Raw genomic sequence first — 25,387 nt, forward strand, 5'->3', positions numbered from 1 at the left:
ACTATCCTTAATAAAATTAAGTTGTCTCAGTCTGGCAGGAGAAGCTCTCCTCTGGAATAAAGAACAGCATCCCCAGCGATTGTCACCCTGCTTCCCCGATCCTCGCAGTATAGGACACCAGTTCGGTTTGAATCCTGAAAGGCGGTAACCTGTTTCTTTCCTAGCTGGTCAGCCCAGTAAGGAACAATTTGACAGTGAGCACTGCCACAAACTGGGTCCTCGGCTACCGCCAGTTTCGGTGCAAACGAGCGTGATACACAATCATAACGTTTGTCATCACTCGCTGCCGTGATACTCTGCAGCAACCCCGGCAAGTTCAATAAGTCTGCGGTGCGTGGACGGCACTTGCGGACATCACCAGCTGTTGGTAACACGCACAGGAGATCACGGTCCTGATAAGCAGCGACGGGACGTACCCCAAATGCGGCAGTCATTTCCGGTGTAACGGCAACCTCGTTTAACCGATAACTAGGAAAGTCCATCTGAAGGTGACCGTTCACCTGGCGGACCTTCAACTGACCACTTGGTATTAAAACTGACCAGGTCAGCTGCTGGCTGACGAAAGGTAAATATTAAAAAGGCTGTCGCCAGTGTTGCGTGCCCGCACAAGTTAATCTCCCCGCCCGGGGTGAACCATCGTAAGTCATATTCCGCAGGTTGTTTTTGAACAGCAAAGGCGGTCTCTGATAAGCGGTTTTCCATCGCTACATGCTGCATCAACGATTCGTCGGGAAAGTGATCAGCAAAGCAGACGGCAGCTGGGTTGCCAGTAAATAAGTTCTTTGTAAAAGCATCAACATGGTACATTTTCATTGTTATTCCCTCTTTCCTTAACTTACTTGACATTATTATAGTGACTGGTTCAAGATTAGTGAAACAAATCTTTTGAATGGTTTAATAAGGAGAACTTATAGATGAATCGATTGCGCGCTTTAAAAGCAATTCTCACAACCGGCAGTTTCACTGCTGCTGGCCAGCTTCTTGGTTATTCACAGTCTGCAATCAGTCAGATGATCAACAGCCTTGAAAGCGACGTGGGCTTCCCCCTGCTGCACCGAACCCATGGCCAAGTAGGACTCACGCCTGACGGTCAAAAATTACTACCGCTAGTAGAACAGCTATGTAATGACTGGTCAACCTTTCAGGACCGGGCGGCTGAAATCAGGGGCCTTCAGTCTTCAACAATCAAAATCGGTACTATTTCTAGTATTTCTGCACACTGGCTGCCGCCACTGATTAACAACTTTCAACAAAAGTATCCCGGGGTCCACTTCACCCTCCTGCAGGGAGATTACACCACCATCCCCCAATGGGTTGACGACAATACTGTTGATTTCGGGTTCATTAACCCTGCTGCTCAGCCAACCCTTCCGGTAAAATACCTCAAAAGTGGCGAATTGAAGGCCGTTTTACCGGCTAACCATCCGCTGGCAAAAAAGCAGAAGCTTAGTCTTAGTGACCTAGCAAAAGAGCCCTTCCTCATGCTTGAAGAAGGGCTCTACAGCGAACCGTTGAATGCTTTTCACCAGCTAGGCATCCAACCTAATATTCAGTTACGCGTCCACGATGACTACTCATTACTGGCAATGATTGAAGCAGGACTGGGATTTAGTATCCTTGCTGACTTAGTGTTGAAGAAGCAAAACTACCAAGTGGCCATCCGACCGCTCCTCCCCCGGTTATATCGACAAATTGGTATTTACCAACGGCCGTCACAATTAATGTCGTTGGCAAGTCAGCGATTTATTGATGAACTGTTTCAACAGGCAAGTGACCTACCCTAATTGGCGGAATTTATTCTCCATGCCGCTGACCTAAATTGAGCTGTTGCCGAGTTTGTAAGTGATCAATTGCCTGGAGAAGGTGTCCTGCCCGTTTAATCAACCGGCTATCAATTTGGGCTCGCTTTTGACTCAGTTCTATACTGGCCCCCTGGTTTACTAGGAGCCTCCCCTGACTGTCATACTGATAACCACCAAACAAGTGCTGGCTGATGGGGGTAACTAAGCGCGAATTAACAACGCGCAGTAACCCAATCACTCGCTGGTAATCCAAGTAACCAAGCGTCACAATATCCCGTGGATCAATATAATTAAAAATCTGACAACGAATTTGCAGGGCACGTTTTCGCTGATCCGGTGACAATAACCAGTAAATATTTGGCCCCTCAAACAAGTAACTATTTGCTAATTGGTTTGGAAAGAAGCAGTTGGCAAGTGCATACTGGGCATTAATGGAACCCAGTGAGTGACCATAAAGCCAAAACCGTGCATTTGGATAGGCTCTCATCAGCCGGTTAAGCGTTGCGCTCGCACTAAGCAGCTGATTCGGAATGGCAGTTTGCCGCGTCAAGATCGCCGAACCAACCGGGAAATTAGTTTTTAACCACTGATTCACCCAGGCATCATGACCACCACTGATAATCCCTGTCGAACCACGGAAGAGAACCGTCACCTCTTGTTCCAGATGGTTGACAACAACCGTTAGATAAAGATCATTAACCTGGTGAATAATTTTTCCCACTTTACCGATGAAATTGCGTCCGTAATCCAGGTAAATTGACTGACCAACCCGCCACTGATGGTAGGCCAACTCCGTTAATTGGATCCGTTGACGGTCTGTTAATTGTCGGTTGCCCAAGCCCTCTCAGCCCCTTCCAAATTACAAAAAACACGCTAGCTCCCCGCTAACGTGTTTATTTTATCATAGGCCGACTAGTCCCACTAACCAACGACCAGCTCATAAACGTAAGAGATTTCGTTCTTCCGGTAAACCCCGTGAAGTGTGCCGACGCGCTTGAAACCATTCTTTTCGATTAGGTGCTGCATCGCCTTGTTGTCTTCGTGCGTATCGATCCGCAAAGACTTAATATGTGCGGCTTTTTCAACGTAGTCAATTACCGACTCAAACATCCGGGATGCGTACCCATGCCCCGCATGATTGGAGTGAATTGCAACCCGGTGTATGACACGGTACTGGTCAGTATCAACCAGCCAGTGACCATCCATTGTGTCGTAATCGTGTTCCGGCGGAGCAACGATCGACAATGTACCAACCGTTTCTTGATCGTCAGACACTACCAGGTAAGCAAACCCCTTTTCAATGTCTTCCTTAACGTGCTCACGGTTTGGGTAATCCCCCTGCCATTGATCAACACCTTTTTCGGCCAACTGGTTACGGCCATCAGCCAAAATTTCGATAATCCGGTCGAGATCGTTTTGAGTTGCTTTTACCAGTTTGATAATCGCCATCTCCTATCATTATAAAATCCAATTAGTAACTTTAGCATAAGCAGCTTCAATAAAGCAAATAATTGGCCTTTGCCTGGTTGGCAAACAGTTTTTCGTCACTTACAATAAAGCTGATAACACATTAAGGAAGTCATGATAATGAAACACCATTTTTCTTACCTCACGCTTGCAGCAACCATCACCATTAGTTTACTCGCTGGAATGCCGCTATCAGCTCACGCCGCCCTTAGCCACCGTTTTCGTCAGTCAACAACTGCAACTCACGGCTATGGTTCTGGTGCCCACGCAGAACGACACATGGTGAATGCCGCGGTTAACGCCGGGGTAACCAAAACAGTCGTGTCGGCCAATGTCGATGCTAATGGCCACGTCACATTTTCAAAGAAAATCCCTCGGCATGCAATCAACCCTATCGTAATGGTCAACTTCGAGGATAATGAGAACACAAACTACTCACAAGACGGCCAGTACGTCGCTAGCGTTCTCCACCACCTCAAAACTGTCGACCACATCAAGAACGTGAACCTGGAAGCCCACTCAATGGGTAACATGGCGTTAGCTTACTACTTTTTGAAGAACGCACATAATAAGCAAATGCCCAGGGTCCGTAAACAGTTAGATTTAGCAGCACCGATGAATGGGATTCAGGGATATGACTTGCCGGTCAATTTCACCGTTAACCAGCAAACTGGCAAACCATCAGTTATGTCGGCTAATTATCGCCAGATGACACAGTTGCGCCACCTTTACCCTAAAAACCAGGTGAAGATTCTAAACATTTACGGGAACGTTGGCAACCGTACTGACAACCAGGTCGATGTTCGTTCAGCACAGTCACTCAAGTACCTTGAAAGCAACCGGGCAAAATCATTCCGCGAAAAGAAAATCACCGGTCCCGGTGCTGATCACGTTCAACTACATCGCAACCCGGAAGTTGACCAACTGCTCATCCAATTTTTCTGGGGCAAATAAAATAACAAGGGGGTTGTGACATAATCCCTCTTATTCACACTAAAAGTTAACCGGCGGTACAACAATGGCCTCTAACGTTCTGGTAAAACCGAACGCTAGAGGCCTATTGTTGCTCGCTGGGGCGGCGGATAGCCTAGCTGCGTGTCGTGACGACGAAGTCATAAATGACTTCCGCGTTAGAACCGTTCAAAAACGAAATCATTCTGATTTCTGTTTCACGGTTTGTCACGATCCCCATTTTTAATGTTGTTCTTGATGATCGTCATCCTTTGGTGAGTGATGACTACTTAAATCAATCAATGGCGGATCCTGTTGTCCACTGTCGCCGTGATGTTTAAACAACCCTAATTTATCTGCCATCCTGGCACCGGCAAAAACGAACGGTGGCACCAGTAGAGAATCTAACAACCCACTCAGTAGAGCTGCCGGGAAAGCTTGTTGAAGTTCAATCACTGCTCCCCGCAGGTTACCAAAGTAATGCCAGCCAATCGTAAAAAAGATCAGTGCTAACAGTACCAGCTGACAAATACCAATGGCTAGCCCTAACCAAATTGTTTGCTGGTGACTTAACCGTTGATGATGCGGCAAACAAGTTGCAATGATAATGGCAGCAACCAACACCAGCAGGACTAACGGCACCAAGTTTTGCCAGTTCATGATCCTCAAGAAAAAGATGACAAGAAAGCTGATACCAGTAACGACTAATCCGTTGACAACGTCAGTCAACGTCATTAAAGCAACTGCTATTAACGCAACCACTGTGATATGCAGGTTACCACTTGGAATGGAAACATTGAATTGAATCACTGACAAAATCAACATTAATAGCAATGAGACAACGTCAAAAAACAATAGTCCCGCGCGGTATCCTAGTTTCATAATGGGCGGCGATCAGTATCGCGCATCCAGCCGATCGCCAATGCCCCCTGTCCTAAGTGCGTCCCAATAACTGGTCCAAAGTAACCAAGTTCAAATGTAACTTCTGGGTGGTCTGCCGCTAGCTTATTCAACCACTTCTGCCCTGCTTCTGGAGCATTGGCATGAATAACAATGGCGTGAACCGGGTAGTCAACCTGTGAAATCTTCTGTTCGAAAATTTCTTCACAACGTAGTTTTGCCCGTTTCATTGACCGCACCTTTTCAAAAGCCTCAATGGAGTAACTCGGCGTATCCATCGTCAACAGTGGTTTAATCTTCAAAATAGAACCGACAATGGCACTAGCGTTTGATAAGCGCCCGCCACGCACAAGGTTCTGTAAGTCATCAACGACAAAGACACTGTGAAAAGTCTGGCGCAACTTATCCAGGTTAGCCAAAATAGTGTCCAGCTCTTTGCCAGCAGCTACTTCCTTGGCCGCTTCAATAGTGAGGTACCCCATCAACTTTACTGTAATGTGTGAATCAAAGGGGATGATCTTGATTTGGTCTTTTAACTGTTCAGCTACCTGAGTCACTGTGTTCACAAAACCAGAGATTGCACTGGTTAAGAAAATGCTAATTGCCGCCTCATAGCCCTCATCAGCGAGTTGTTGATAGAGCTCAATCATTTCACCCACTGGCGGTTGAGAAGTACTAGGAAAGGTTGAAGAATGTGCCAGTTTTTCATAAAATTCAGCGTTAGAAATATCGACCCCTTCCTGGTAACTCTGACCATCAATAGTCAGCGGAATTGGGACAACATGGATGTTGTACTTTTCCTGCTCTTCCTTGGTGAGGTAAGCAGTGCTGTCAGTCACAACAGCAATTTTCATGGAAAACACCACAACTTTCGTTTAAACTTTTTTGTTAATTTATTAATCGTAATTAAGGGCAACGTTATTTAAAGAATACCACAAGATAAGTCAGAAACCAACGTCAAGCCCTGCCCCTTTTGGTAGCTTCACAACATTCACTCGGTTATAATGGATTGGATTGATCAAGGAGGATTTCTAATGGCTTTTGACGGACTTTTTACCCATGCAATCGTGCATGAATTACAAACCACACTGGCAACCGGGAGAATCAGTCGGGTTAGTCAACCTTACCCCAACGAACTGCTAATGGTGATTAGAGCACACCGCCACAACTACACGCTCTTAATGTCGGCCAACCCCTCTTATCCGCGGGTCCAGCTGACCACTATTCCTTACAGCAATCCCCAGGTACCCACCAATTTTACGATGACAATGAGAAAGTATTTGGAAGGTGCCATTCTCGAAGAAGTCAAGCAGGTGGGAAACGACCGGATAGTGGAATTTTACTTCAGTTCCCGTGATGAGATTGGTGATAACCAGCAACTAGTGATCGTCGTCGAAATCATGGCGCGGCACAGTAACGTCACCCTTGTTAACCGAAAAACTGGCAAAATCATCGATGCGATTAAGCACGTCTCCAGCGATCAAAACCGCGTCAGAACGCTTTTACCGGGAGCAAAATTTATCATGCCACCCAAGCAGGATAAAGTTAACCCATACTTACCCAATCAACTATACTCTGACTTTGCAACACAGTTGGCGGATAATCCTAGCGAGCTGGCCAATCAATTGCAGAAACACTACGAAGGTTTTGGGCGAAGTTCCGCTGTCGACCTTGCTGAACGTCTCCACGCAAGTTCCCACTTACCGACCACTTATCACCAATTTTTAGCTGGTTTTGAAACGCCCCAGCCAGTGCTTATTCGTCAGTCCAATAATAAACAATCATTTGCTGCCTTTCCGCCGCTAAAACTCCCAGCCGGAGCGTCTACCAGCAGTTTTGCGACCCTTTCGGAATTACTCGATGCTTATTACGTCCGCAAAGCTGAACTAGACCGGACGAAGGAACTGGCCGGTCAGGTCTTACAGGTAGTTAATAATGAATTGAAAAAGGACCGCCGGAAAGTGAAAAAACTACACCGGGAGCTTGATGATGCCGCCCGCGCCGATTACTACCGTATTCGCGGTGAGATCCTCACTACTTACCTGGGCCGGTTAAAAGCGGGAATGGAGAAAATTGACTTACCTAATTTTTACGACAACAATAAGCAGCTCACGATCAAGCTGCAGCCGGATTTGACGCCGTCACGAAACGCCCAACGGTACTTTACTCGCTACGATAAATTAAAAAAATCCGTTGCTTACGTCAACGAACAACTAGCTAAAACTCAAGATGAGATTCACTACCTCCAAAATATCAAGGACCAGCTTGACTTTGCTGCGCCGGCTGATGTTAAGGACATGAAACTGGAACTCCAGCAAGAAGGCTACCTGAAAAAGCAACATAAGGGTCGACGCAAGCAAAAGGTCAGCAAGCCAGCACAATTCCACACCAGCGATGGTACCCTGGTCATGGTTGGGAAAAACAATTTACAAAATGACCGGCTGAGTTTCAAGATTGCTAACAAGAATGACACTTGGTTACACGTCAAAGATCTTCCTGGTTCACACGTTGTCATTCGTGATGCTCACCCATCTGAGGAAACGATTACTGAAGCGGCACAACTCGCAGCCTATTTCTCCAAGGCGCGCGATTCAGCTAACGTTCCAGTGGACTACTTAAAAGTCAAACAGCTTCATAAACCGAATGGTGCTAAACCGGGATTTGTCACTTTTCGCAATCAAAAGACCATTTCCGTAATGCCAAAATTATTAAATGAATAATTTGAATTAAAACCGCGGATTCGTTAGAAGAATCCGCGGTTTGTTATGCTATTCTGTTAAAAAATCCTGCGCAAATTGCTTGTAAAAGGCAATTGCCTGGTAATAAGCGGTCAGATCAACATATTCATTTGGCATATGCGAGCAGTCGCCACCCGGTCCAATGATCACGCTAGTAAACTCCTTGTCAGCCTGGGTGAACTCCTGACCATCATTAGCGCCAGTGCTGACTGTTGGCGTCGGTTTCCATCCCAGTACCTGATTTGCCGTCGCTTGTACTTCTTGGATTAATGACGACTTGACGTTCCCACCCATGGGTTCTTCCGGGAAACTGTAGAGAATACTCAACTGATGATCCGGCTGCTGATTCAATTCCGCTACGGTATTATTAAGTGCCTCATAAACCGCCTTGTTAGGGTATTGCGGAATAGTCCGAATATTACCAGCCATCACGGCATGTGACGGCACGCTGTTGATCTGTTCCCCACCGTTAAATTTCGAAACAATATGGGTGAGTTTCCCTAGTGCAGGGTCTTCCTGGTCAAACTGGTCTAATTTTGCCTTTGCAAGCCGGGCAAATTCAAAGAGGTGGTCAATTGCATTGACCCCGTTTTCCGGTCGGGAACTGTGAGCTGCCCGCCCCACTGCCGTAACGTAGTAGTCGACAACCCCCTTGCAGGCATAAGTCACATCGTGAAGGTCATTATTAGGTTCACAAACAAGGAGGGCATCTAAGTCGTTAGCATAACCCTTTTGTGTGAGCTGCGCTGCTCCATAATTACCAGTTTCTTCCCCCACGGTTGCCAGCAACTTGATTGTCCCTGGCAAGTGGACACCTTGTTCCAGTAATTCCAATAAAGCGACCACAACGGCTGCCAGCCCGCTCTTCATATCGCAGGCGCCACGACCGTAAAGCTTTCCATCTTTGATCGTGGCATCAAATGGATCGGTCTCCCAGGCTGATAAATCACCAGGGTCAACCACGTCCATGTGACCTGTGAAACCAAGAACCTTACCGCCGTGCCCAATCGTTACAACCAGGTTATCACGCCCTGGTGCGTAATGAACTTTTTCCACCTTCACGGCCTGGTCAGCATACGGTGCAAAGAGTCCTGCCAAATAGTCAGCCAGCTCTGCCTCGTTGTCATTGACCGTTTTCGTATTAATAATATGTTTGAATATTGATAATTGTTGGTCTTTATTCATCTTACCGTCCTCACGTTATTGGTTATTAGCAATTTGAAGATCAACAGCTTGCTGGTAGAGCTTATCTAGCTTACCGTTCTTCTTATCTTTTTCAATAACCTGGTTAATCTGCTCTAACAACTGCTTATCGTCTTTCCGGGTAACAATCCGAACACCGGCCGCCTGCTTACTGTACTTAAAGTTGATGTTGTCGGCAATAGCGTAGTCATTAGGGTGTTCCTTGACGTAAGCCTTAGCGGTATCACCACCACAAACAACACCATCTAGGGTGCCGTTCTTCAGTTCTGTTGTTAACCCAGCCAGCGAGCTTTCGGTTACTACCTTGGCGCCTTTAACCTTGTTGGCAATTTTTTCTTGTTCTGACGACTGCTGTGCACCCAGACTGGCTCCACTTAAGTCGGCAACACTCTTGTACTTATCCTTATTCTTTGGTGAAACCAGGAGAACCTGGGCCCGTCCACTATCGTTGTGGTAAACCTTGGAGAAGCCAACCACCTTGGCCCGTTGCTTGGTGTAAGCCATCCCTGCCATCACAACGTCAACCTTCTTATTTTGGAGTTCAGTAATCAACGACGGGAAGGACATGTTAACCACTTTGACGTGTTTAATTCCCGTCTGCTTAGCAATTTCATGTGCCAGCATGATATCATAACCGATAATTTCTTTTTTACCATTCTTCACAATCTGAAAGTCATACGGTGCAAAGTCGGCGGATGTCCCGACAACTAATTCATTCTTATCCTTAACTTTCTGAAAACTATTATCTTTTTTCCCACAACCACCAAGTAGTCCGCCAAGTGCGATCACCGTGGCAAACGCAAGCAATATTCCTTTTTTAACATTAAATTTCATAATTATTCCTCCATTAAACTGCCGCTTAACAACCGTCTTCCATCCTTTGTCGTCGCATTACCAGCACCCCGTTTCTTGATTATTTATGCATTCATTATACACTTAAAAAGCTGATATGCAATATTTATTCAAATAAAATACAAAAAAAGCGTAATTAAAGTTGCTAAACAAACTTTAATCACGCTTTTGGATCCTTGTTACGATAGTTTATTTTGGTGTGGGAACAAAAACATTGTTGCTCCCATCACGTTTTTCACACTTAGTTGACCATTTTGCACGCGTAACGCTTTAAAGGGAAATTGCGCCTGATAAACCGCACGCTCCACTAACCGGGGATGCTGAACTGCAAGCTGCTGCTCATCATCAAGGACATCGGTGGCAATTTGACTATATAATCCTGGAATATCAAGCGCCAGCACTTTCGACAAGAAGGCCACATCGGTCAACGGCAGCGGCAACAGCCCTTCCCGCTTGATCGTGCCATCCTGATGAACTGACATCACAAGCTGGTATAATCCCGGCTTCGTCAGCGAGGAGCGACACTGGTCGACTAAACGTTCAACCTGGTGCTTATCCAGCGGTGTTAATTCCACCGGTAAATACTGGTGAGTCGACTGATACTTTAAATTCAGTGGTGACTGATAATCAGCGGTGATTGCGAGTTGGTAGAGCTGTTTTCCGTCAAATAAGAGGTCACAATTATAGAGCGGAAAATGGCTGCTGATACTGCGAGTATTACGGTTGATAGGCATCGTTAGTAACTGCGTTTCATCTGCAACATTTAATGCTGATAGTAAGTCGGAACGGCTGGCCGGAACAAGTAAATAGTCTGGATGTTCTATTCCAACAATTGACTGGATATTTTCAGCGATCAGCGGCTCTAAGTAGCGCTTATTAGCCAGAAGTGGTGACAAGGTAACCGAACTAGGGTTGTTGTTGACCACGATAGTGTGGTAGCCATAATGACGCAGTTTTGCCAACACAGCAGCATAAAAATAGTCACCGGCGCTCCCCATCCCTAGCTGAAGGGGACCAGCCCCCACCACCATAACACTGGGAGTCGGCGTTACTTGCGACTCATCCTCCATTTCAAATGTGCTGTAATAAGAAGCTACATCAGTCGCAAATTCACCACCTGTTGGTTCAACCATCTTGTAAGTCCGGTTGATACCGTTACCGTGGCGGATAGCCGCAACGCGACCTTCACTCAGTCCCCATAAGTCGGCAATCAGTTTATCCGGGATTCCCAAATACTTCGCCTGGCCAAGCAGTTTTTCGTCACCAGGGTGACCGTTTAGTTGCTTGACGAGGTCTAGTAATTTGTCAAGCTCCACAAAATAGTACTCATCAACCTTAGTCATCTCCGATAATTCTTCGGGAGAGTAGCCACGCCGTAATGCCTCCATCAGCAGGTACAGCCGCCCTATTTGCGGGTGAATCAGTCCCGAAATCAGTTCGTCTTCGCTAAGCTTATTCTCTGCTTGTAAACGGAGGTCTTCGCCATGATCAAAGGAAATGGCTTTGCATAAGGCTTCCTCTAGGCTTCGCCCAATACCAATGACCGACCCGAGTGATTTTTTCTGGGTTGACAAAAGGCGGTTCTTCCCGTGAAGAATACTGGATGGCCAAACAGGTACGCGGACTGCGACCCGGTCCATTACCGGTTCCGTTACTGCCGCGTGCCGGTAATAACCATGGTCAAGGTGAATATCTACCAGATTCATTCCCGCGTAGAGCTGGCCTACTACCATCCCCACCGGATAGCCAGTCGCTTGGCCGACAAAAGTACTCATCCGATCAAGGTAGGGACTGTTCTTAATTACGTAAAACTGTTCTTTTTCTTCATCGAGAGCAAACTGAACGTGATTGATCCCCACCACTCTTAACTTCCGGGTGATTGCAAAGGCAATATCACGCATATCCTGAATTTCCCTATCAAGCAGTGTTTGCGCGGGGGTTACCGCAATGGAATCCCCAGCATGCGTCCCAATGGGGTCAATGTCTTCCACCATTGCCAGTTGCATCATTGTTCCTGATGCATCACGCAAAACGATGACTTCTATTTCTTTAAGGCCTGCCAGGCTCTGTTGTATCAGAATTTGACCGGCGCGGGATCGTTGCAAACCGATGGTAACGGCTTCATGCATCTCGTTCTTATCATGCACAATCCGCCAAAAGCTGCTCGTCTTCGGCATGATTGAACGAATAATTGCTGGATACCCAATCTGAGTAACGGTATCATCAGCAGCCTGATAATTATCAACCGTTGCAATCTTTTTTGTTGGCGCATCCATCGTGTGCAGTGTTCTACTCAACATCACCGGGTTGTTGATCTGACGAATGGTGGATAAGGGACTACCCAGCAATTCGACGTTATTTTTTTGGAGAGTACCGCTTTCGGCCACTTCCTGAATTACTTCAAAAGCGTGACGTCCGCCTAACGTGGGAACAATGTAGCGAGGATGATACTTATTAATAATATTTTCCACATTAATGCTCGTCACGGGGACAATTTCTGCATGGTCGACCGCTTGCTTGGCGTCCAGTGAAAACGAAAAGGGGTTGGTACTGATCAAGACCGTCGTCAGCCCCTGTTTCTTTAGACTAGCCGCGATGTCAAGTGTTAACGTATCGAGCTCGTCACCATGTTGCAAGTTATCGGATTCGGTTCCAATCAACAAGACACAATCTTGAGCCATATTACCGCCCCTCCCGAACGCGCATCGTGTCCATAAATTCGTCAAATAAGCCATTGGTCTCATCTGGTCCTGGAGCCCCATCCGGGAAAAACTGTACCGAAAAGGCCGCATAGTCCCGGTGGCGAAGGCCCTGGATGGAACCATCAATCAAGTCGACATAAGTAACGTAAAGCTGAGAACGATCAACCGCATCATGGGTGAGAATATATCCCTGGTTCTGGGTCGCGTAGACGATGTGTCCCGTAATGACCTCTTTAATCGGGTGGTTCATCCCACTATGGTCCGGAATAATTGGTTTCAAACTACAACCATTCGCAATAGCAAACAGCTCGTGACCCAGCCCAATGCCGAAGAGCGGAACACGCGTTTCAACCTCACGAATCATTTCTAATACTGAGGCCCGTAAGCTCGCCGGATTACCGGGACCACTCGATAAAACGACCCCATCCGGATCCAATCGTAAAATCTCTTCAGCCGTCGCGTTGTAGGGTAAGACCGTGACGTTACACTTGCGACGACTCAGTTCCCGTAAAATCCCGTTCTTCAGGCCAAAGTCAACCACCACGACACTCATCCCCACGTCAGGATTCGGGTATGGCTTGGGCGCCGATACCTGTGCAACTTGCTGGTTAGTTAATACTGTCGCCTGAAGTTGGTCAAAGGCGTGTTCGTCGGGAACGGGAACAATACTTCCCTTCAACAATTTGCCGGCATCACGCAGCCGATGGGTTAAGGCCCGTGTGTCAACGTTAGCAATTCCTGGAATGTTCATCGAATTGAGGTAGCGGTCAAGCGTCAACCGGCGCTTCTTATTAGTCGAAACGTTAGCGACATTTTTCACAACAACACCCTTGATGGTGGGGACAATTGATTCGTAAATATTACGTTCAATCCCGTAATTACCAATATTGGGGGTCGTAAAGACAACGATCTGGTTATGAAAAACCTGGTTAGTGATGATTTCTTGGTAACCAGTCATTACCGTCGTAAAGACCATTTCCCCGAAAGTGACCGCTGGAGAACCAAAAGCGGTCCCCGGAAAAACGGAGCCATCTTCTAGAATTAAATAACGATCAGCCATGTTAATCCTTCTCACCTTGCCGTAAATTTGCAATCATTTGCTGAAAATAAGCTGGTAGCGGGGCTGTAAAAACCATTTCCTTTCCCGTCGTTGGGTGAACAAACCCTAATAAACGGGCATGAAGATATTGCCCCCTCCCTGGTAACGTCTTGCGTGGACCGTAAAGCGGGTCACCTGCCAGGGGGTGACCAATTGATGCTAGATGAACACGAATTTGATGGGTCCGACCGGTTTCTAGCCGACACTTAATAAGCGTGTAATTGCGGTAGCGCTCAAGAACTTTAAAATGGGTTACCGCATGACGCCCATTGGCGACAATTGCCTGTTTTTTGCGATCCTTTCGCGAACGGCCGAGAGGAGCATCAATGGTCCCTTTCTCCTCTTTAATTCGGCCGTGTACCAGCGCAATATATTCCCGCTTAGTAGTTTTCGCCTTTAACTGGGCCGCTAAACTTTGATGAGCCCGATCGTTTTTTGCTACCATCAGCAGACCGGAAGTGTCCTTATCAATACGGTGAACAATACCTGGACGAAATTCTCCATTAATCGTCGACAAGGGGCTATGGTACATCAAGGCATTCACTAAGGTATGGTCAGGATGACCAGGCGCTGGATGAACAACCATTCCCTGCGGCTTATTCACTACCAGCACATCATCATCCTCATAGACAATATCAAGCGGAATGTCTTCTGGTTTTAGGTCAATCGGATGCGGCCCTTCCGGCATCACGACGACCTGGTCACCAATCTTCACCTTGTATTTATCGGCTACTTGCTGTCCGTTGACCAACACCAAACCATTACTAATCCAACGCTGCAACTTGGAACGCGAAAACTGAGTTAGTCGACCAGCAAGAACCTTATCTAATCGCCCACTATCTCCCTGTTCAATTTTCAGTTGAATTGGCGTCATTTAATCATCCTCTTTAAGAATCTGAATGGCCAACAGGACAACGCCGACCGTCAACAGTGCGTCAGCAACGTTAAAAACAGGGAAATTCACTGGTAAAAGTTCAAACATATCAACAACGTAGCCAAACCGCAGTCGATCTATAAAATTCCCTAACGTTCCCGCTAAAATCAGACACAAACTGACCTCGGCCCACTGATAACCCCGATAGTGTTTCATCAACAAGCCAATTACTACCAAAGCAACCACCGTCACCACTACAAAGAACCACTGTTGTCCTTCCAGGATACTCCAGGCGGCGCCAGGGTTACGAAGGTTAGTCAGGTTAAACAGTCCCGGAATAAACGGGTGAGACTGGTTAAGAGGGATATTAACCACTACCAGCCACTTTACCAGTTGATCAAGACCAAGAAAAAACACCGTCAGTAAGAAGTAAAACATCATTTAACTCCTTGCTGAGCATTTTTCAGCGTGCGTTGAAGGTCAACGATGGACCGGTGCGAAAAAGTATAAGTCATTACCTCGCCGTTAACAGTCATTGTCATGGTGTGCTTAGTAAACCGCTGCTGCCGAATATCTTTTAATGGCACCACTAAAAAGTCACGCTGCAATAACCGACTAAACGTCATCGATTCTGAATTAACGGTGACCGTCCGCCGCTGAATCGCGAAAAATGTTAAAATCAAGAAAATCAGAATAAATAGTGCTGAAATCCACTGAAAGTGTGTGATTTCCAACCAAACAACAACACCAACAATTAAAATCAACAGCGTCCAGCACCAGTCAATAATTGAACTGGTAAGGTCAGGCTGATAAAAGTATTTTTTTGTTTCCTGCATCTTCGCCCTCCAGAAAGAAAGTAATTTTATGATTTCTATTTATACCGACGCGGCAACCAAGGGCAACCCGGGTCCAACAGGTCTTGGCATCCTAGTTGTCGTTAATAAAAAGCAGTTCCAATTAACGGATACCATCTCGCTAGCCAGTAACCACGAGGGAGAATTTCAAGCGGCCATTCACGGTTTTCGCTATCTGACTACCAATTATTCTCGACAAGAAGTAGTGATATTTCACACGGACAGCCAACTTGTCAAAGACGCAATTAGTAAAAGCTATGCTAAACACTATGCGGATGAGCTGGCTACCCTTCTCCAGCTGATGGACCAGTTCGAAACGGTAATTACCCGCTGGATTCCCGAAAAGGAAAACCACGGTGCCCATCACCTCGCAAATCAGGCCCTTCGCCAAGTTGAGTGATTGATACTCTTTCCCAAAATTATAGCAAAAAATCATGAAAACAGGGACTAGCGTGGACGCACCTTGTGTCCCCAGTATTGGAAAAGGTCCGTCCGTAAGGCACCATTGTATAGTTTTCGTCGCTTGGTTGCTTGTTGACCGTAATATTTTTCAAACTCAAGATCAGCAGTCAAAATGTACTTACTCCACGAAGTCAGTGGCCGGTAAAGTGCTCCCATTTGGCGGTAAAGTTGGCGCGCTTCTTCACGGTCGCCTAACCGTTCACCATATGGCGGGTTAGCCACAATAACTCCATTCAGTTCATCAGTCCGCCAGTCTTTGACCGCCAGCTGCTTGAAGGTAATATCGTGAGTTAAACCGGCTGCCTGACAGTTGCGTTTGGCAATATCGACCATTTGCTGGTCGATATCATAACCATGAATGTCCAACTGCACATCGTAGTCAGCAAGGCTATCTGCCTCATCACGAACATCATCACTCTCGGTTGGCCCCACTAAGTTTATCCAGCGCTCACAGAGAAAATCACGGTTAATTCCCGGTGCAATATTGTGGCCGATTAACCCGGCTTCTATCGGGATGGTTCCGGAACCACAAACGGGGTCGACGAAGGGATTATCATTAAACCAGTGCGCCAGTAAAACCAGGGCTGCCGCCATCGTTTCCTTGAGAGGAGCGCCACCCTTTTCCTGACGATAACCCCGCTTAAAAAGACTATCTCCTGTTGTATCCAGCGTCAGCATGACGTGGTCTTTGACGATGGCAACCTCTAGCGGGTAAAGCATCCCATTTTCAGGAAGACGTGTCCGCCGGTGATAACTATCTGCTAATGACTTAGCCACCGCTTTTTTGACAATAGCCTGAACACTAGGGACGTGGTGTAATTGTGAGCGATGGCTTTTTCCTTCAACCGGAAACTGGGCATCCACCGGCAAATACTGGTCCCACGGAAGAGCGCGCGTCTGCTCAAACAGATCATCAAAAGTCGTTGCTTTAAACTCACCAACGACAATTTTGACCCGGTCCGCCGTTCGTAGCCAGAGATTCGTTTTAATAACGTCCTTCATGGTCCCCTGATAACGGACCCGTCCGTTTTCAACTTGCGTTTGGTATCCCAAACGGCGTAATTCCTTACCGACTAACGCTTCGACGCCGGATGCTGCGGTAGCAATTAACTGGTATTGTTGCATCTGTGTCCCTACCTTCATTAACTTTCATTAAGTTTTCAATTCCACAAAAAAACCCGGGAGAATCCCGGGTGCCTGTTTGCAAACCTCTGTAGGCCATGTTTTGTCGTAATTCAGTCGTCAGGCACAACCGAACCGAGGTTATCATCTGTCTCAGGGCATTTGCCCTCCCCTGGAATCGCTTCAATTCGCTATCCAAAGCTCCCCGACCAAAGTTTGGGTTTACCGCTTGAGGGGTTTACCGCGTTCCACCCTTGCTGTTTCCAACAAGTATCGTCACTGTGGCACTTTTCAGAAATACTCGGGCGTAGCCGAAGCCTTAGCCGTTTCTTTCGCCGTCACCTAAAAAGGTGCCCCGCCTTATTTTTTCAGCGAGCACAAACACTACGGACATCGCAGTCCGTGCGAGCATGGACCTTCCTAACGCAATGCGAGATTGCGCTCAATAACCCAAGATTTGCAAAACTAATTATTAGAGTAAATGTGAGTCTGAATCGTCGCTTTCACCGTTACCCATTTGGGTACCAAAGACACGACGTTCAAGGTTAGATAACCGCTTCAAGATGTCAATGTTGGTAGCACTTGAAACTGGCTGTGACCCTTCATTTACACTGTGGCTCATGTTAGAGCCCACTGCAACTTGACGGTTTAATTCATCAACTTTGGCCCGGAGACGTTCATTTTCGTTTTTCAGCTGGGTCAACTCAGAATGAAAAGTATCGTAGTCTTTAATAATGTCGTCTAAGTACGCATCGACTTCCGCCATATCGTACCCATTTCCCATTCTTTTTTCTTTAAACTGCTTATGCAGGATATCCTGCGCAGTAAATTTGATCTCACTCAACTTATTCACACCTCATTCGCTGATTTATCCGTCAACAAGTTTTATGTTACCAAAAAATTGCTTTATTGCAAAGAGTTAAAGACGAAAATGATGATCAAATCCGCAATCTTTGTTAAATTTTACTATTTAATCATTAGGCCAACCATCTTCATTCTTTTCCCGTTGACGTTCGCTCCATTCTTCAGCTGCCGTTTGCAATTCGTCAAAGTCTACCAAACGTAACGGGTAGTTATGGTTTTGGCCAGCCTTTTTGATGGCTGCATAGTCCCATTGTGGTTTACCTTCGTGATCAGGATCATAAATCATCACTGCTTCATCGCTGTAATTGACCATAAAGTCGGTATAAGCCAGTAATTGTGCTGGCGTCTGGTATGGACCCTTGGTCACAGAAGAAGCAAAATCTACTTGTCGGCGCAATTGTGCTAGTTTAGCCTGATTATTTTCGTTCCAGCGCTGGCCAAACTGTTCATAAGGGGTCATGATGGCGATCTTTAATTGCTGATACTTGTCTTTAAGGACCGTCCCCACCTGGGCAGCCCACTGGTCAACACCAAGATTAGCCCCGGTCAGCAACCAGAAACTATCAGTAGTTTCATTTAACTTTTCAGTTAGTATTTCGCTAATTACTTCCTTTACTACCGTCACTTTAGGGTCATTATCCTTAAAAACATTCAACTCAAACGCTCGATAGCCCGTTACCCAGATTCTTTTCATTTTTCTACCCCGTATTAATATCTCCGCCGTCTTTCGCTTTCTCTGGTATAATAGCACCTAGTCAAGGGAGGGAGTACCCATTTCTATTCATTACCCGAACGGTCAGCGGCCTCACGTTGGCAGCAACTTTAAAGATGAAATTCCGGCGCCTCACCAGTCGAGCTTTGCCCGACGGGGAATGACGTTAGAAAAAGCGGTTAATGACAGTAATATCTTCTACCGCACCCACAATATTGCTGTTGTCCACAAAAAGCCAACACCAATTCAATTAGTGAAAGTTGATTACCCCAAACGTAGCAAGGCAGTGATCAAGGAGGCATATTTTCGCCGCCCATCAACTACCGACTACAACGGTGTATATCATGGCTACTACCTCGATTTCGATGCTAAGGAAACCAGGAATAAGTGCTCGTTTCCACTCAAAAATTTTCACCAGCACCAGGTGACCCATCTGAAAGAATGCCTGCTGCAAGACGGGATTTGTTTCGCTCTGATTCGTTTTACCACGTTGGAGAGAATATTTGTCTACCCCGCTTCCAGCTTGTTAACGGATTGGGATCACTACTGCAATGGTCAAAAGAAATCGATTCCCTTAACCAAAATTATTTCTGACGGCTATGAGGTCTATAGCGGTTTAAACCCTCGCGTTGACTACCTCGCAGGAGTCGACCAGCTAATCGCCGCCAGTCAGCAATAAAGGAGTAAAACATGGCAGATAATAATCAACCGTCAAGAGAAGACTACTTGATGGATAAAAGACCACCCCGTGGGGGAAAAAATAATCACGGCTTCTCGGTCAAACGGATCCTGCTGTGGATCTTAGGAATTATCGTTCTCTTAGTTCTTGCCGGTGCTTGTCTCTTCTTCTATTATGCGTCAAGCGCGCCAAAAATTAGCCGTAATGAGTTAGCTAGTCAAACGACCACGACGATTTACGATAAGGATGATAAGGTAATTTCCCGTTTGGGAGCCCAAAAGCGTGACTACGCCAAAGACGATCAAATTCCAGACAACTTAAAACACGCCGTTGTGTCTATTGAAGACCGTCGTTTCTACCGTCACCACGGTGTAGACCCTGTCCGGATCGTTGGCGCGGCCGTCAATAATGTCTTTGGCCGCTCCAGTGGTGAAATGCAGGGCGGAAGTACCCTGACACAGCAGCTAGTTAAGCTGTCCGTCTTTTCAACGGCCGCTTCTGACCGTACCTTCAAACGGAAGGCCCAGGAAGCCTGGTTAGCGATTAACGTTGAGCACCATTTCTCCAAGAACCAGATTTTAGATTTCTACATTAATAAGGTTTATATGGGGAACGGCGTATACGGAATGAAGACCGCGGCTCAGTACTACTATGGGAAAGATCTGGATCAACTGTCCCTTTCGCAGTTAGCGTTGTTAGCCGGCATTCCTCAATCACCAACGTATTATAACCCACTGGCTAATGATACAAGCAATGCCACTAAACGCCGTAACGAAGTCTTAAATGCAATGGTTCGCAGCAAATACATTAGCCAAGCCGATGCTGACAGTGCCAAAAAGGAAAGTGTTACCGATGGATTAGACCCTGACCACGGTGATACTTCTAGCGGCGACGCCAACGTTGACGAAAAAGTTATCGATCCTTACGTCAAGGAAGTCATGTCCCAGTTGTATGCTAAGGGATACAATCCTTATACTGACGGTCTACAGGTTCACACTAACATGGACCTGGGTGCCCAAAAGCACCTCTACAATGCGGCCAATAATTCAATTCCATTCCAGAGCAATCAGATGCAAGCAGGTGTTGCCGTAACCGACCCGCATAACGGTCAAATCGTGGCCATGCTGGGTGGACGCCATTTAGGCAAAACCGTCTTTGGTCTCAACCGGGCAGTTCAAACTGACCGCTCATCTGGTTCTACTGCTAAGCCAATTATGGACTATGGTCCGGCAATCGAATACTTACAGTGGCCAACCTATAAGAGTGTCAAGGACACTAAGTTCACCTACCCGGGAACAAACATCGTCCTTCACGACTTCGACCACCAGTACAAGGGAACCATGACCATGCGTGAAGCCCTGATTCAGTCACGAAACGTGCCGGCAATCCGCACCCTGCAAACAGTCGGGATTTCACGGGCTACCGATTTCTTGAAGGGACTGGGGATTTCGCAAAAGAAGCCTTACACCCTGCAAAACGGGATCGGCCTCTATATCTCGCCACTCCAACTATCAGCGGCTTACGCGGCTTTTGCTAATGGTGGTATCTACTACCGCCCTTACTACATTTCGTCAATTACGACCCAGGATGGTAATACCAAGACTTACCATAAGCATGGGCAGCGAGTGATGAACCGCGCTACTGCGTACATGATGACTTTCATGCTGAAGGGCGTTATTAACAGTTCCCAGGGGAGCGGGACTGCCGCCCGGCTTAGCGGTGTTCACCAGGCAGCCAAGACGGGGACAACCGAGTTCCCTACTAGTGGGCATAGCGGTGTGATGGATTCCTGGATGGCTGGTTACACCAAGAATTATTCCATTGCTGTCTGGACCGGCTATGATCACCCGATGGCAGCTGGTGGCGGCATTTCTGACACCTATGTCAACTCTGCGCAGTTGCTGTACAAGTCAGTGATGGCTTACCTAGATAATCGTAACCACGCAAGTAACTGGCGAATGCCTTCCTCCGTGGAAGCTGTCCGTTACCACGGTCATCGTGAACTGGTTATTAAGGATTCGAAGTGGGCTATTGGGATGATTGCCGATAGTGAACGAGAAGAATCAAGCGAAAGCTCATCTTCTTACTCGTCCTCATCTTCATCCGACAGTTCATCAAGCTCCAGCTCAGATAGTTCCAGTTCCAGTTCCGAAAGCTCCAGTGCTAGTTCTGCAGAGTCGTCATCGTCATCTGCACAACCGGGGCCAACACAGCCAAGTAACGATGGTCATTAGCAAAAAAGCGGTTGGGAAAATTCCCAACCGTTTTTTACTTGTCAAACAATCTTAAGTAATCGCCATATCCGGCTTTTTCCAATTCATCAACTGGAATAAAGCGGAGCGCAGCCGAGTTAATGCAGTACCGGAGTCCTCCTCGTTCCACTGGACCGTCAGTGAAAACGTGGCCGAGGTGTGAATCGGCTTGGCGACTTCGGACTTCTGTTCGCTCCATTCCAAAAGATTGGTCCCGTTTTTCTTTTACCGTCCGTTTAGCAATGGGCTTAGTAAAAGCTGGCCAACCACAACCGGAATCATACTTGTCCAGTGAAGAAAAGAGTGGCTCACCACTCACAACATCAACATAAATTCCTGGCTGATTAAAGTGGTCGTACTTCCCAGTAAAGGGCTGTTCCGTGGCAGCTTCTTGCGTCACCGCATACTGAAGCGGCGATAGTTTTTTCTTTAATTCGTCTTTATCCATTATGGTGCCCTCCTTCAGCTTATACTATTAATTCTAAGATGAAGCAGGACGGACCCCCTAATTATTTGCCTAGTTTCGGCGTCACTAAAAAAGTTGAGATAATTCACTTTTAAGCTTTTAATTTCGTATGTTTATGTTAAAATGCTAACGTCAATAATTATTAACCAGAAAATAGTTCGTTATTTACGAACAATACTTGAGAGGACCCATCATGAATAACGACATTCAAACAATTGTGTACAGTCAAGACGACATCAATCAACGGCTAAACCAGTTGGCTAACACAATTACTGAGAAATACCGCGATCAATTCCCAGTCATCGTCTCCGTTATGACTGGTGCAATGGTTTTTGCGACCGACATGATTAAACGAATGAATTTTAAGTTGAATGTTGACTATGTCGATGTTTCTAGTTATGAAAATGGCGATCAGTCGACCGGTCAAGTTAAGCTAGTCCAAGACCTCTCCCATTCCATTAAGGGACGCCCAGTAATTATCATGGAAGACATCATTGATACAGGCTATACCCTTCAGTACCTGACTAACCTTCTAGCCGACCGTGGTGCAAAAAGCATTGAAATTTGTGCACTACTGGACAAACCAGCTCGCCGCCAAGTAAATGTCGAAGCAGACTATGTCGGCTTTACGGTTCCCGATGAATTCATTGTTGGCTATGGTCTTGATTACGATGGTCTTTACCGTAACTTGCCGTTTGTCGGTATCCTTAAGCGTTCCGTTTACGAAAATTAAGTAACAACTCTTTAGCAATATCCCCCGAGTTAGCACTACTCTAACTCGGGGGTGTTTCTGTTTATCCCAAAAATTTTATTTTGTTCAGCTATTCACTTGACGTGTGGGCGGTCATCCTTTATCATAAAAGTCGTTCTTTGATAACAAATTCACAAAGTTGAAGGAGCGAACAATTATGACTCAAAAAGTTGCATTAGTTACTGGTGCTAGCCAAGGGATTGGTGAAGCAATTGCCAAACGTTTAGCAAAGGACGGCTTTGCTGTTGCCCTGGTTGCTCGCCACATGGATAAGCTTCAAAAGGTTCAACAAGAAATCGAACAAGCAGGCGGTACTGCCCTACCGATTGTTGCTGACGTTTCCAAGCGTGACGAAGTCTTTGCTGCTGTGAACGAAGCAACCGATAAGCTTGGTGACTTCAACGTGATGGTTAACAACGCGGGTGTTGCGCCAACTACCCCAATTGACACCGTCACTGAAGATGACATGGACTACGTATACAAGATCAACGTTTACGGTACTGTCTGGGGAATCCAAGCTGCCCACGAAGCCTTCAAGAAGCTTGGCCATCCTGGTAAGATTATCAATGCCACTTCACAGGCCGGTGTTGTTGGTAACCCGAACCTGACCGTCTACTCCAGCTCGAAGTTCGCAATCCGGGGGATTACTCAGGTTACGGCACGCGAACTTGCTGATGAAGGCACAACTGTTAACTGCTTCGCTCCTGGGATTGTCAAGACACCAATGATGTATGACATTGCCCACAAAGTTGGCCAAAATGCTGGTAAGAGTGACGAATGGGGCATGCAGACTTTTGCTAAGGACATTGCTCTGAAGCGTTTGTCTGAACCAGAAGACGTTGCCAACGGGGTTGCCTTCCTGGCCGGCTCTGACTCTGACTACATTACTGGTCAGACGCTTGAAGTCGATGGCGGGATGCAGTTCCACTAGGATTTTCGTCACTAACTATAGTTTAATAATTAACTCAGAACCAGGCTGCAGCCTGGTTCTTTTTTTGTTGATAGAAAAAGCCGTTGCTGAAAATTACTTCAGAACGGCTACAAATTTATTTAGCTAATTTAAGACCATTTAACCAGGAAATAATTTGGTGCGAATTATTCAGGACGGCTCCTTTATTTACCACCACGTCATAATTATTTTCCTCTACTGCACGCTCAACAAAGCTTTGCGAACGACCATAGCCTGTCCCACCGGATGTCGCAAACATCGCTAAATACTTACCATTTAAGTTGAGCTTATCAACTAAATCAGCAATCATCCGTGGTGGGATCCCCCACCAAATGGGGTGACCAATGATGATGTTGTCGTAGTTTTGAGCATCTGGCAAATCGTCTTTAATTTCCACCCGGGTATCATGGACATGCTGCTCAATGGAGGTCCGACTATTCGGATCATTCCAATCTAAGTCTGCGGCAGTATATGGCTGAGCAGCATGAATTTCCGCAATGTCAGCGTCTAACTTCTGGGCAATCTCTTTGGCAATCCTTTTGGTAGTGTTAGTGGCGGAATAATAAAGTACTAAAGTCTTGACCATAATGAACTCCCCTTTTCTATTGAATTGTTACTTCAATTATAAAAGGGGCTTCTGTGGAAAGAAAATACTTATTAATAATCCATGTCCATTCAGATAATGCATAGCACAAATTGATAATCTGAGGCACCACAAAAAAGTTTTTAATTAACTTTAATCATTAGTTTACACTATAAATCCGCACTTCGGGGTCTGCTGACCATGTTGGCTTCAAACCGGGGAAAACATGTTGGGTAAACATTTCACTGTTGAGGTATGCCTTGGCATGCTCAACGCTATCAAAGCCATGAAGAACTTGAACATCTTCGTCCCGAATTAAAAGATCCTTGGTTTCTGCACCGGGGATGGTCTTGAGGAACGGTTCACGGTAATCGGTATAAACCTTTGCTGCCGCGGCCCGATTCTTCTCCGGAATTACCATTGTTACTTGTAAATATACTTTAACTGCCATTTTATTTCCTCCTCAAATCAATTAATTTACAATTTTGATAGTAGTCGTTTACAATCAAAATTAATACGAATTCAAAAACGATTAAGCTACTAAATAATTTTTGAGGAAAGTCAGTTATGTATCAACGTAAAATACCAAAAGAATATTACTGTACTGTGGACTATGGGTTAGATATCTTTGGTGGCAAGTGGAAGCCACGAATTCTCTGTATCTTGGGTCATGTTGATTCAATGCGCTACGGCGAGCTAAAAGCACAAATGGAAAATGTCTCAGACGCTGCCTTAGCTGATAATCTCCATGAACTACAGCAGGCAGGAATTGTTAACCGTCGACAATATAATGAAATGCCGATACGGGTTGAATATTCATTGACGGCGGAAGGTAAAAGCCTAATTCCGGTACTTAATACGATTTCTGATTGGGCGATCAAGCATAGTGATGCGGAAATATATACGGGAAAACATTTTGAGAAAGTTCATCGAGCAAAATTCGAAATTTAAAAAGAAGAAACTGAGGAAAAACGAAACCGTACAATACCCCTTAGGGTTGACACTTTAAATAATAAAAGTGTCATCTCTAGGGGGTGTTTTGAATAGGAACATATTCAACGACGGAAAAATTAAGGTTACTCAGTAATTACCAAGATTCAGACTA

At 46.1% G+C, this 25,387-nt stretch carries 26 protein-coding genes, 1 other RNA gene and 1 pseudogene; 9 read left to right on the forward strand and 19 right to left on the reverse strand.

Annotated features, from left to right (window positions below):
• Positions 1 to 26: 26 nt before the first annotated feature.
• Positions 27 to 813, reverse strand: a pseudogene (locus tag C1710_RS07700) (PhzF family phenazine biosynthesis protein).
• A gap of 101 nt (positions 814 to 914) precedes the next feature.
• Here C1710_RS07700 and C1710_RS07705 point away from each other — a divergent pair.
• Positions 915 to 1,784 (forward strand): LysR family transcriptional regulator, encoded by an 870-nt coding sequence (locus C1710_RS07705; RefSeq protein ID WP_102281611.1) that lies wholly within the window; start codon positions 915 to 917, stop codon positions 1,782 to 1,784.
• Between the two features lie 10 nt (positions 1,785 to 1,794).
• Here the strand turns inward: C1710_RS07705 and C1710_RS07710 are convergent, their stop codons facing one another.
• Together C1710_RS07710 and C1710_RS07715 are read right to left on the reverse strand one after the other, a co-directional pair.
• Positions 1,795 to 2,640 carry an alpha/beta hydrolase family protein gene (locus C1710_RS07710; protein ID WP_102281614.1) on the reverse strand — a complete coding sequence of 282 codons (846 nt, stop codon included), beginning with the start codon at positions 2,638 to 2,640 and terminating at the stop codon, positions 1,795 to 1,797.
• A gap of 83 nt (positions 2,641 to 2,723) precedes the next feature.
• The gene (locus tag C1710_RS07715) at positions 2,724 to 3,251 is read right to left on the reverse strand and encodes a GNAT family N-acetyltransferase (RefSeq protein WP_408065702.1); all 528 of its coding nucleotides are present in this window, start codon (positions 3,249 to 3,251) and stop codon (positions 2,724 to 2,726) included.
• 138 nt (positions 3,252 to 3,389) lie between these two features.
• Here C1710_RS07715 and C1710_RS07720 point away from each other — a divergent pair, with 138 nt between their 5' ends.
• A complete protein-coding gene (locus C1710_RS07720; RefSeq protein ID WP_102281617.1) occupies positions 3,390 to 4,223 on the forward strand; it encodes an alpha/beta hydrolase in 834 nt (277 codons plus the stop codon).
• Positions 4,224 to 4,463: 240 nt separating this feature from the next.
• On the opposite strand, the gene C1710_RS07725 is transcribed toward C1710_RS07720, so the two are convergent.
• Both C1710_RS07725 and C1710_RS07730 read right to left on the reverse strand, forming a co-directional pair.
• Positions 4,464 to 5,102 carry a hypothetical protein gene (locus C1710_RS07725; protein ID WP_146002386.1) on the reverse strand — a complete coding sequence of 213 codons (639 nt, stop codon included), beginning with the start codon at positions 5,100 to 5,102 and terminating at the stop codon, positions 4,464 to 4,466.
• A complete protein-coding gene (locus tag C1710_RS07730) occupies positions 5,099 to 5,974 on the reverse strand; it encodes a DegV family protein (RefSeq protein ID WP_102281622.1) in 876 nt (291 codons plus the stop codon). The genes C1710_RS07725 and C1710_RS07730 overlap by 4 nt, the downstream gene beginning before the upstream one ends.
• 180 nt (positions 5,975 to 6,154) lie before the next feature.
• Between C1710_RS07730 and C1710_RS07735 the strand changes: the two genes are divergently transcribed.
• On the forward strand, positions 6,155 to 7,840 hold the full coding sequence (locus tag C1710_RS07735; protein ID WP_102281624.1) for an NFACT RNA binding domain-containing protein: 1,686 nt from the start codon (positions 6,155 to 6,157) through the stop codon (positions 7,838 to 7,840).
• 48 nt (positions 7,841 to 7,888) lie between these two features.
• Here the strand turns inward: C1710_RS07735 and C1710_RS07740 are convergent, their stop codons facing one another.
• The 7 genes from C1710_RS07740 to C1710_RS07770 all read right to left on the reverse strand — a co-directional run bounded on the left by C1710_RS07740 (position 7,889) and on the right by C1710_RS07770 (position 15,424).
• Entirely contained in the window at positions 7,889 to 9,043 is a 1,155-nt protein-coding gene (locus C1710_RS07740) for an ArgE/DapE family deacylase (RefSeq protein WP_102281626.1), read from the reverse strand.
• A 15-nt stretch (positions 9,044 to 9,058) separates the two neighbouring features.
• Positions 9,059 to 9,895, reverse strand: a complete 837-nt coding sequence (locus tag C1710_RS07745; RefSeq protein WP_102281628.1) for a transporter substrate-binding domain-containing protein — start codon at positions 9,893 to 9,895, stop codon at positions 9,059 to 9,061.
• A gap of 197 nt (positions 9,896 to 10,092) precedes the next feature.
• Complete coding sequence (locus tag C1710_RS07750; RefSeq protein ID WP_180961329.1) at positions 10,093 to 12,594, reverse strand: ATP-binding protein; 2,502 nt, start codon at positions 12,592 to 12,594, stop codon at positions 10,093 to 10,095.
• Position 12,595: 1 nt separating this feature from the next.
• A complete protein-coding gene (locus C1710_RS07755; protein WP_102281632.1) occupies positions 12,596 to 13,675 on the reverse strand; it encodes a carbamoyl phosphate synthase small subunit in 1,080 nt (359 codons plus the stop codon).
• A gap of 1 nt (position 13,676) precedes the next feature.
• Positions 13,677 to 14,588: an RluA family pseudouridine synthase gene (locus C1710_RS07760; RefSeq protein WP_102281634.1), complete on the reverse strand. Its 912-nt coding sequence runs from the start codon at positions 14,586 to 14,588 to the stop codon at positions 13,677 to 13,679.
• Entirely contained in the window at positions 14,589 to 15,029 is a 441-nt protein-coding gene (gene lspA / locus C1710_RS07765) for a signal peptidase II (RefSeq protein WP_102281636.1), read from the reverse strand.
• Complete coding sequence (locus tag C1710_RS07770) at positions 15,026 to 15,424, reverse strand: EbsA family protein (protein WP_102281638.1); 399 nt, start codon at positions 15,422 to 15,424, stop codon at positions 15,026 to 15,028. Before C1710_RS07770 ends, lspA begins: the two co-directional genes overlap by 4 nt.
• A gap of 28 nt (positions 15,425 to 15,452) precedes the next feature.
• On the opposite strand from C1710_RS07770, the gene C1710_RS07775 reads away from it, so the two are divergent.
• Positions 15,453 to 15,842 (forward strand): ribonuclease HI family protein, encoded by a 390-nt coding sequence (locus C1710_RS07775; protein ID WP_102281640.1) that lies wholly within the window; start codon positions 15,453 to 15,455, stop codon positions 15,840 to 15,842.
• Between the two features lie 47 nt (positions 15,843 to 15,889).
• On the opposite strand, the gene C1710_RS07780 is transcribed toward C1710_RS07775, so the two are convergent.
• From C1710_RS07780 to C1710_RS07795, 4 genes are all read right to left on the reverse strand, one after another.
• Entirely contained in the window at positions 15,890 to 17,029 is a 1,140-nt protein-coding gene (locus tag C1710_RS07780) for a THUMP domain-containing class I SAM-dependent RNA methyltransferase (protein ID WP_102281642.1), read from the reverse strand.
• A gap of 84 nt (positions 17,030 to 17,113) precedes the next feature.
• An RNA gene (rnpB, locus tag C1710_RS07785) (RNase P RNA component class B) lies at positions 17,114 to 17,484 on the reverse strand.
• A gap of 14 nt (positions 17,485 to 17,498) precedes the next feature.
• Positions 17,499 to 17,870, reverse strand: coding sequence for a cell division regulator GpsB (gene gpsB, locus C1710_RS07790; protein WP_180961330.1), 372 nt, complete (start codon positions 17,868 to 17,870; stop codon positions 17,499 to 17,501).
• 126 nt (positions 17,871 to 17,996) lie between these two features.
• The gene (locus tag C1710_RS07795; protein WP_102281647.1) at positions 17,997 to 18,584 is read right to left on the reverse strand and encodes a DUF1273 domain-containing protein; all 588 of its coding nucleotides are present in this window, start codon (positions 18,582 to 18,584) and stop codon (positions 17,997 to 17,999) included.
• A gap of 79 nt (positions 18,585 to 18,663) precedes the next feature.
• On the opposite strand from C1710_RS07795, the gene recU reads away from it, so the two are divergent.
• Both recU and C1710_RS07805 read left to right on the forward strand, forming a co-directional pair.
• On the forward strand, positions 18,664 to 19,281 hold the full coding sequence (gene recU / locus C1710_RS07800; protein WP_102281650.1) for a Holliday junction resolvase RecU: 618 nt from the start codon (positions 18,664 to 18,666) through the stop codon (positions 19,279 to 19,281).
• 11 nt (positions 19,282 to 19,292) lie between these two features.
• Complete coding sequence (locus tag C1710_RS07805; RefSeq protein ID WP_102281652.1) at positions 19,293 to 21,515, forward strand: PBP1A family penicillin-binding protein; 2,223 nt, start codon at positions 19,293 to 19,295, stop codon at positions 21,513 to 21,515.
• A 34-nt stretch (positions 21,516 to 21,549) separates the two neighbouring features.
• On the opposite strand, the gene msrB is transcribed toward C1710_RS07805, so the two are convergent.
• Entirely contained in the window at positions 21,550 to 21,981 is a 432-nt protein-coding gene (gene msrB, locus C1710_RS07810; protein ID WP_102281655.1) for a peptide-methionine (R)-S-oxide reductase MsrB, read from the reverse strand.
• A 211-nt stretch (positions 21,982 to 22,192) separates the two neighbouring features.
• On the opposite strand from msrB, the gene hpt reads away from it, so the two are divergent.
• Positions 22,193 to 22,732, forward strand: a complete 540-nt coding sequence (gene hpt, locus C1710_RS07815; protein WP_102281658.1) for a hypoxanthine phosphoribosyltransferase — start codon at positions 22,193 to 22,195, stop codon at positions 22,730 to 22,732.
• Between the two features lie 175 nt (positions 22,733 to 22,907).
• Positions 22,908 to 23,681 (forward strand): (S)-acetoin forming diacetyl reductase, encoded by a 774-nt coding sequence (locus C1710_RS07820; protein WP_102281660.1) that lies wholly within the window; start codon positions 22,908 to 22,910, stop codon positions 23,679 to 23,681.
• A 115-nt stretch (positions 23,682 to 23,796) separates the two neighbouring features.
• On the opposite strand, the gene C1710_RS07825 is transcribed toward C1710_RS07820, so the two are convergent.
• Together C1710_RS07825 and C1710_RS07830 are read right to left on the reverse strand one after the other, a co-directional pair.
• The gene (locus tag C1710_RS07825; RefSeq protein ID WP_102281663.1) at positions 23,797 to 24,285 is read right to left on the reverse strand and encodes a flavodoxin; all 489 of its coding nucleotides are present in this window, start codon (positions 24,283 to 24,285) and stop codon (positions 23,797 to 23,799) included.
• A 157-nt stretch (positions 24,286 to 24,442) separates the two neighbouring features.
• Complete coding sequence (locus C1710_RS07830; protein WP_102281666.1) at positions 24,443 to 24,733, reverse strand: hypothetical protein; 291 nt, start codon at positions 24,731 to 24,733, stop codon at positions 24,443 to 24,445.
• Between the two features lie 116 nt (positions 24,734 to 24,849).
• Between C1710_RS07830 and C1710_RS07835 the strand changes: the two genes are divergently transcribed.
• The gene (locus tag C1710_RS07835; RefSeq protein WP_102281668.1) at positions 24,850 to 25,233 is read left to right on the forward strand and encodes a winged helix-turn-helix transcriptional regulator; all 384 of its coding nucleotides are present in this window, start codon (positions 24,850 to 24,852) and stop codon (positions 25,231 to 25,233) included.
• Positions 25,234 to 25,387: the final 154 nt, after the last annotated feature.

Source organism: [Lactobacillus] timonensis, from assembly GCF_900240275.1.
GTDB lineage: Bacteria > Bacillota > Bacilli > Lactobacillales > Lactobacillaceae > Limosilactobacillus > Limosilactobacillus timonensis.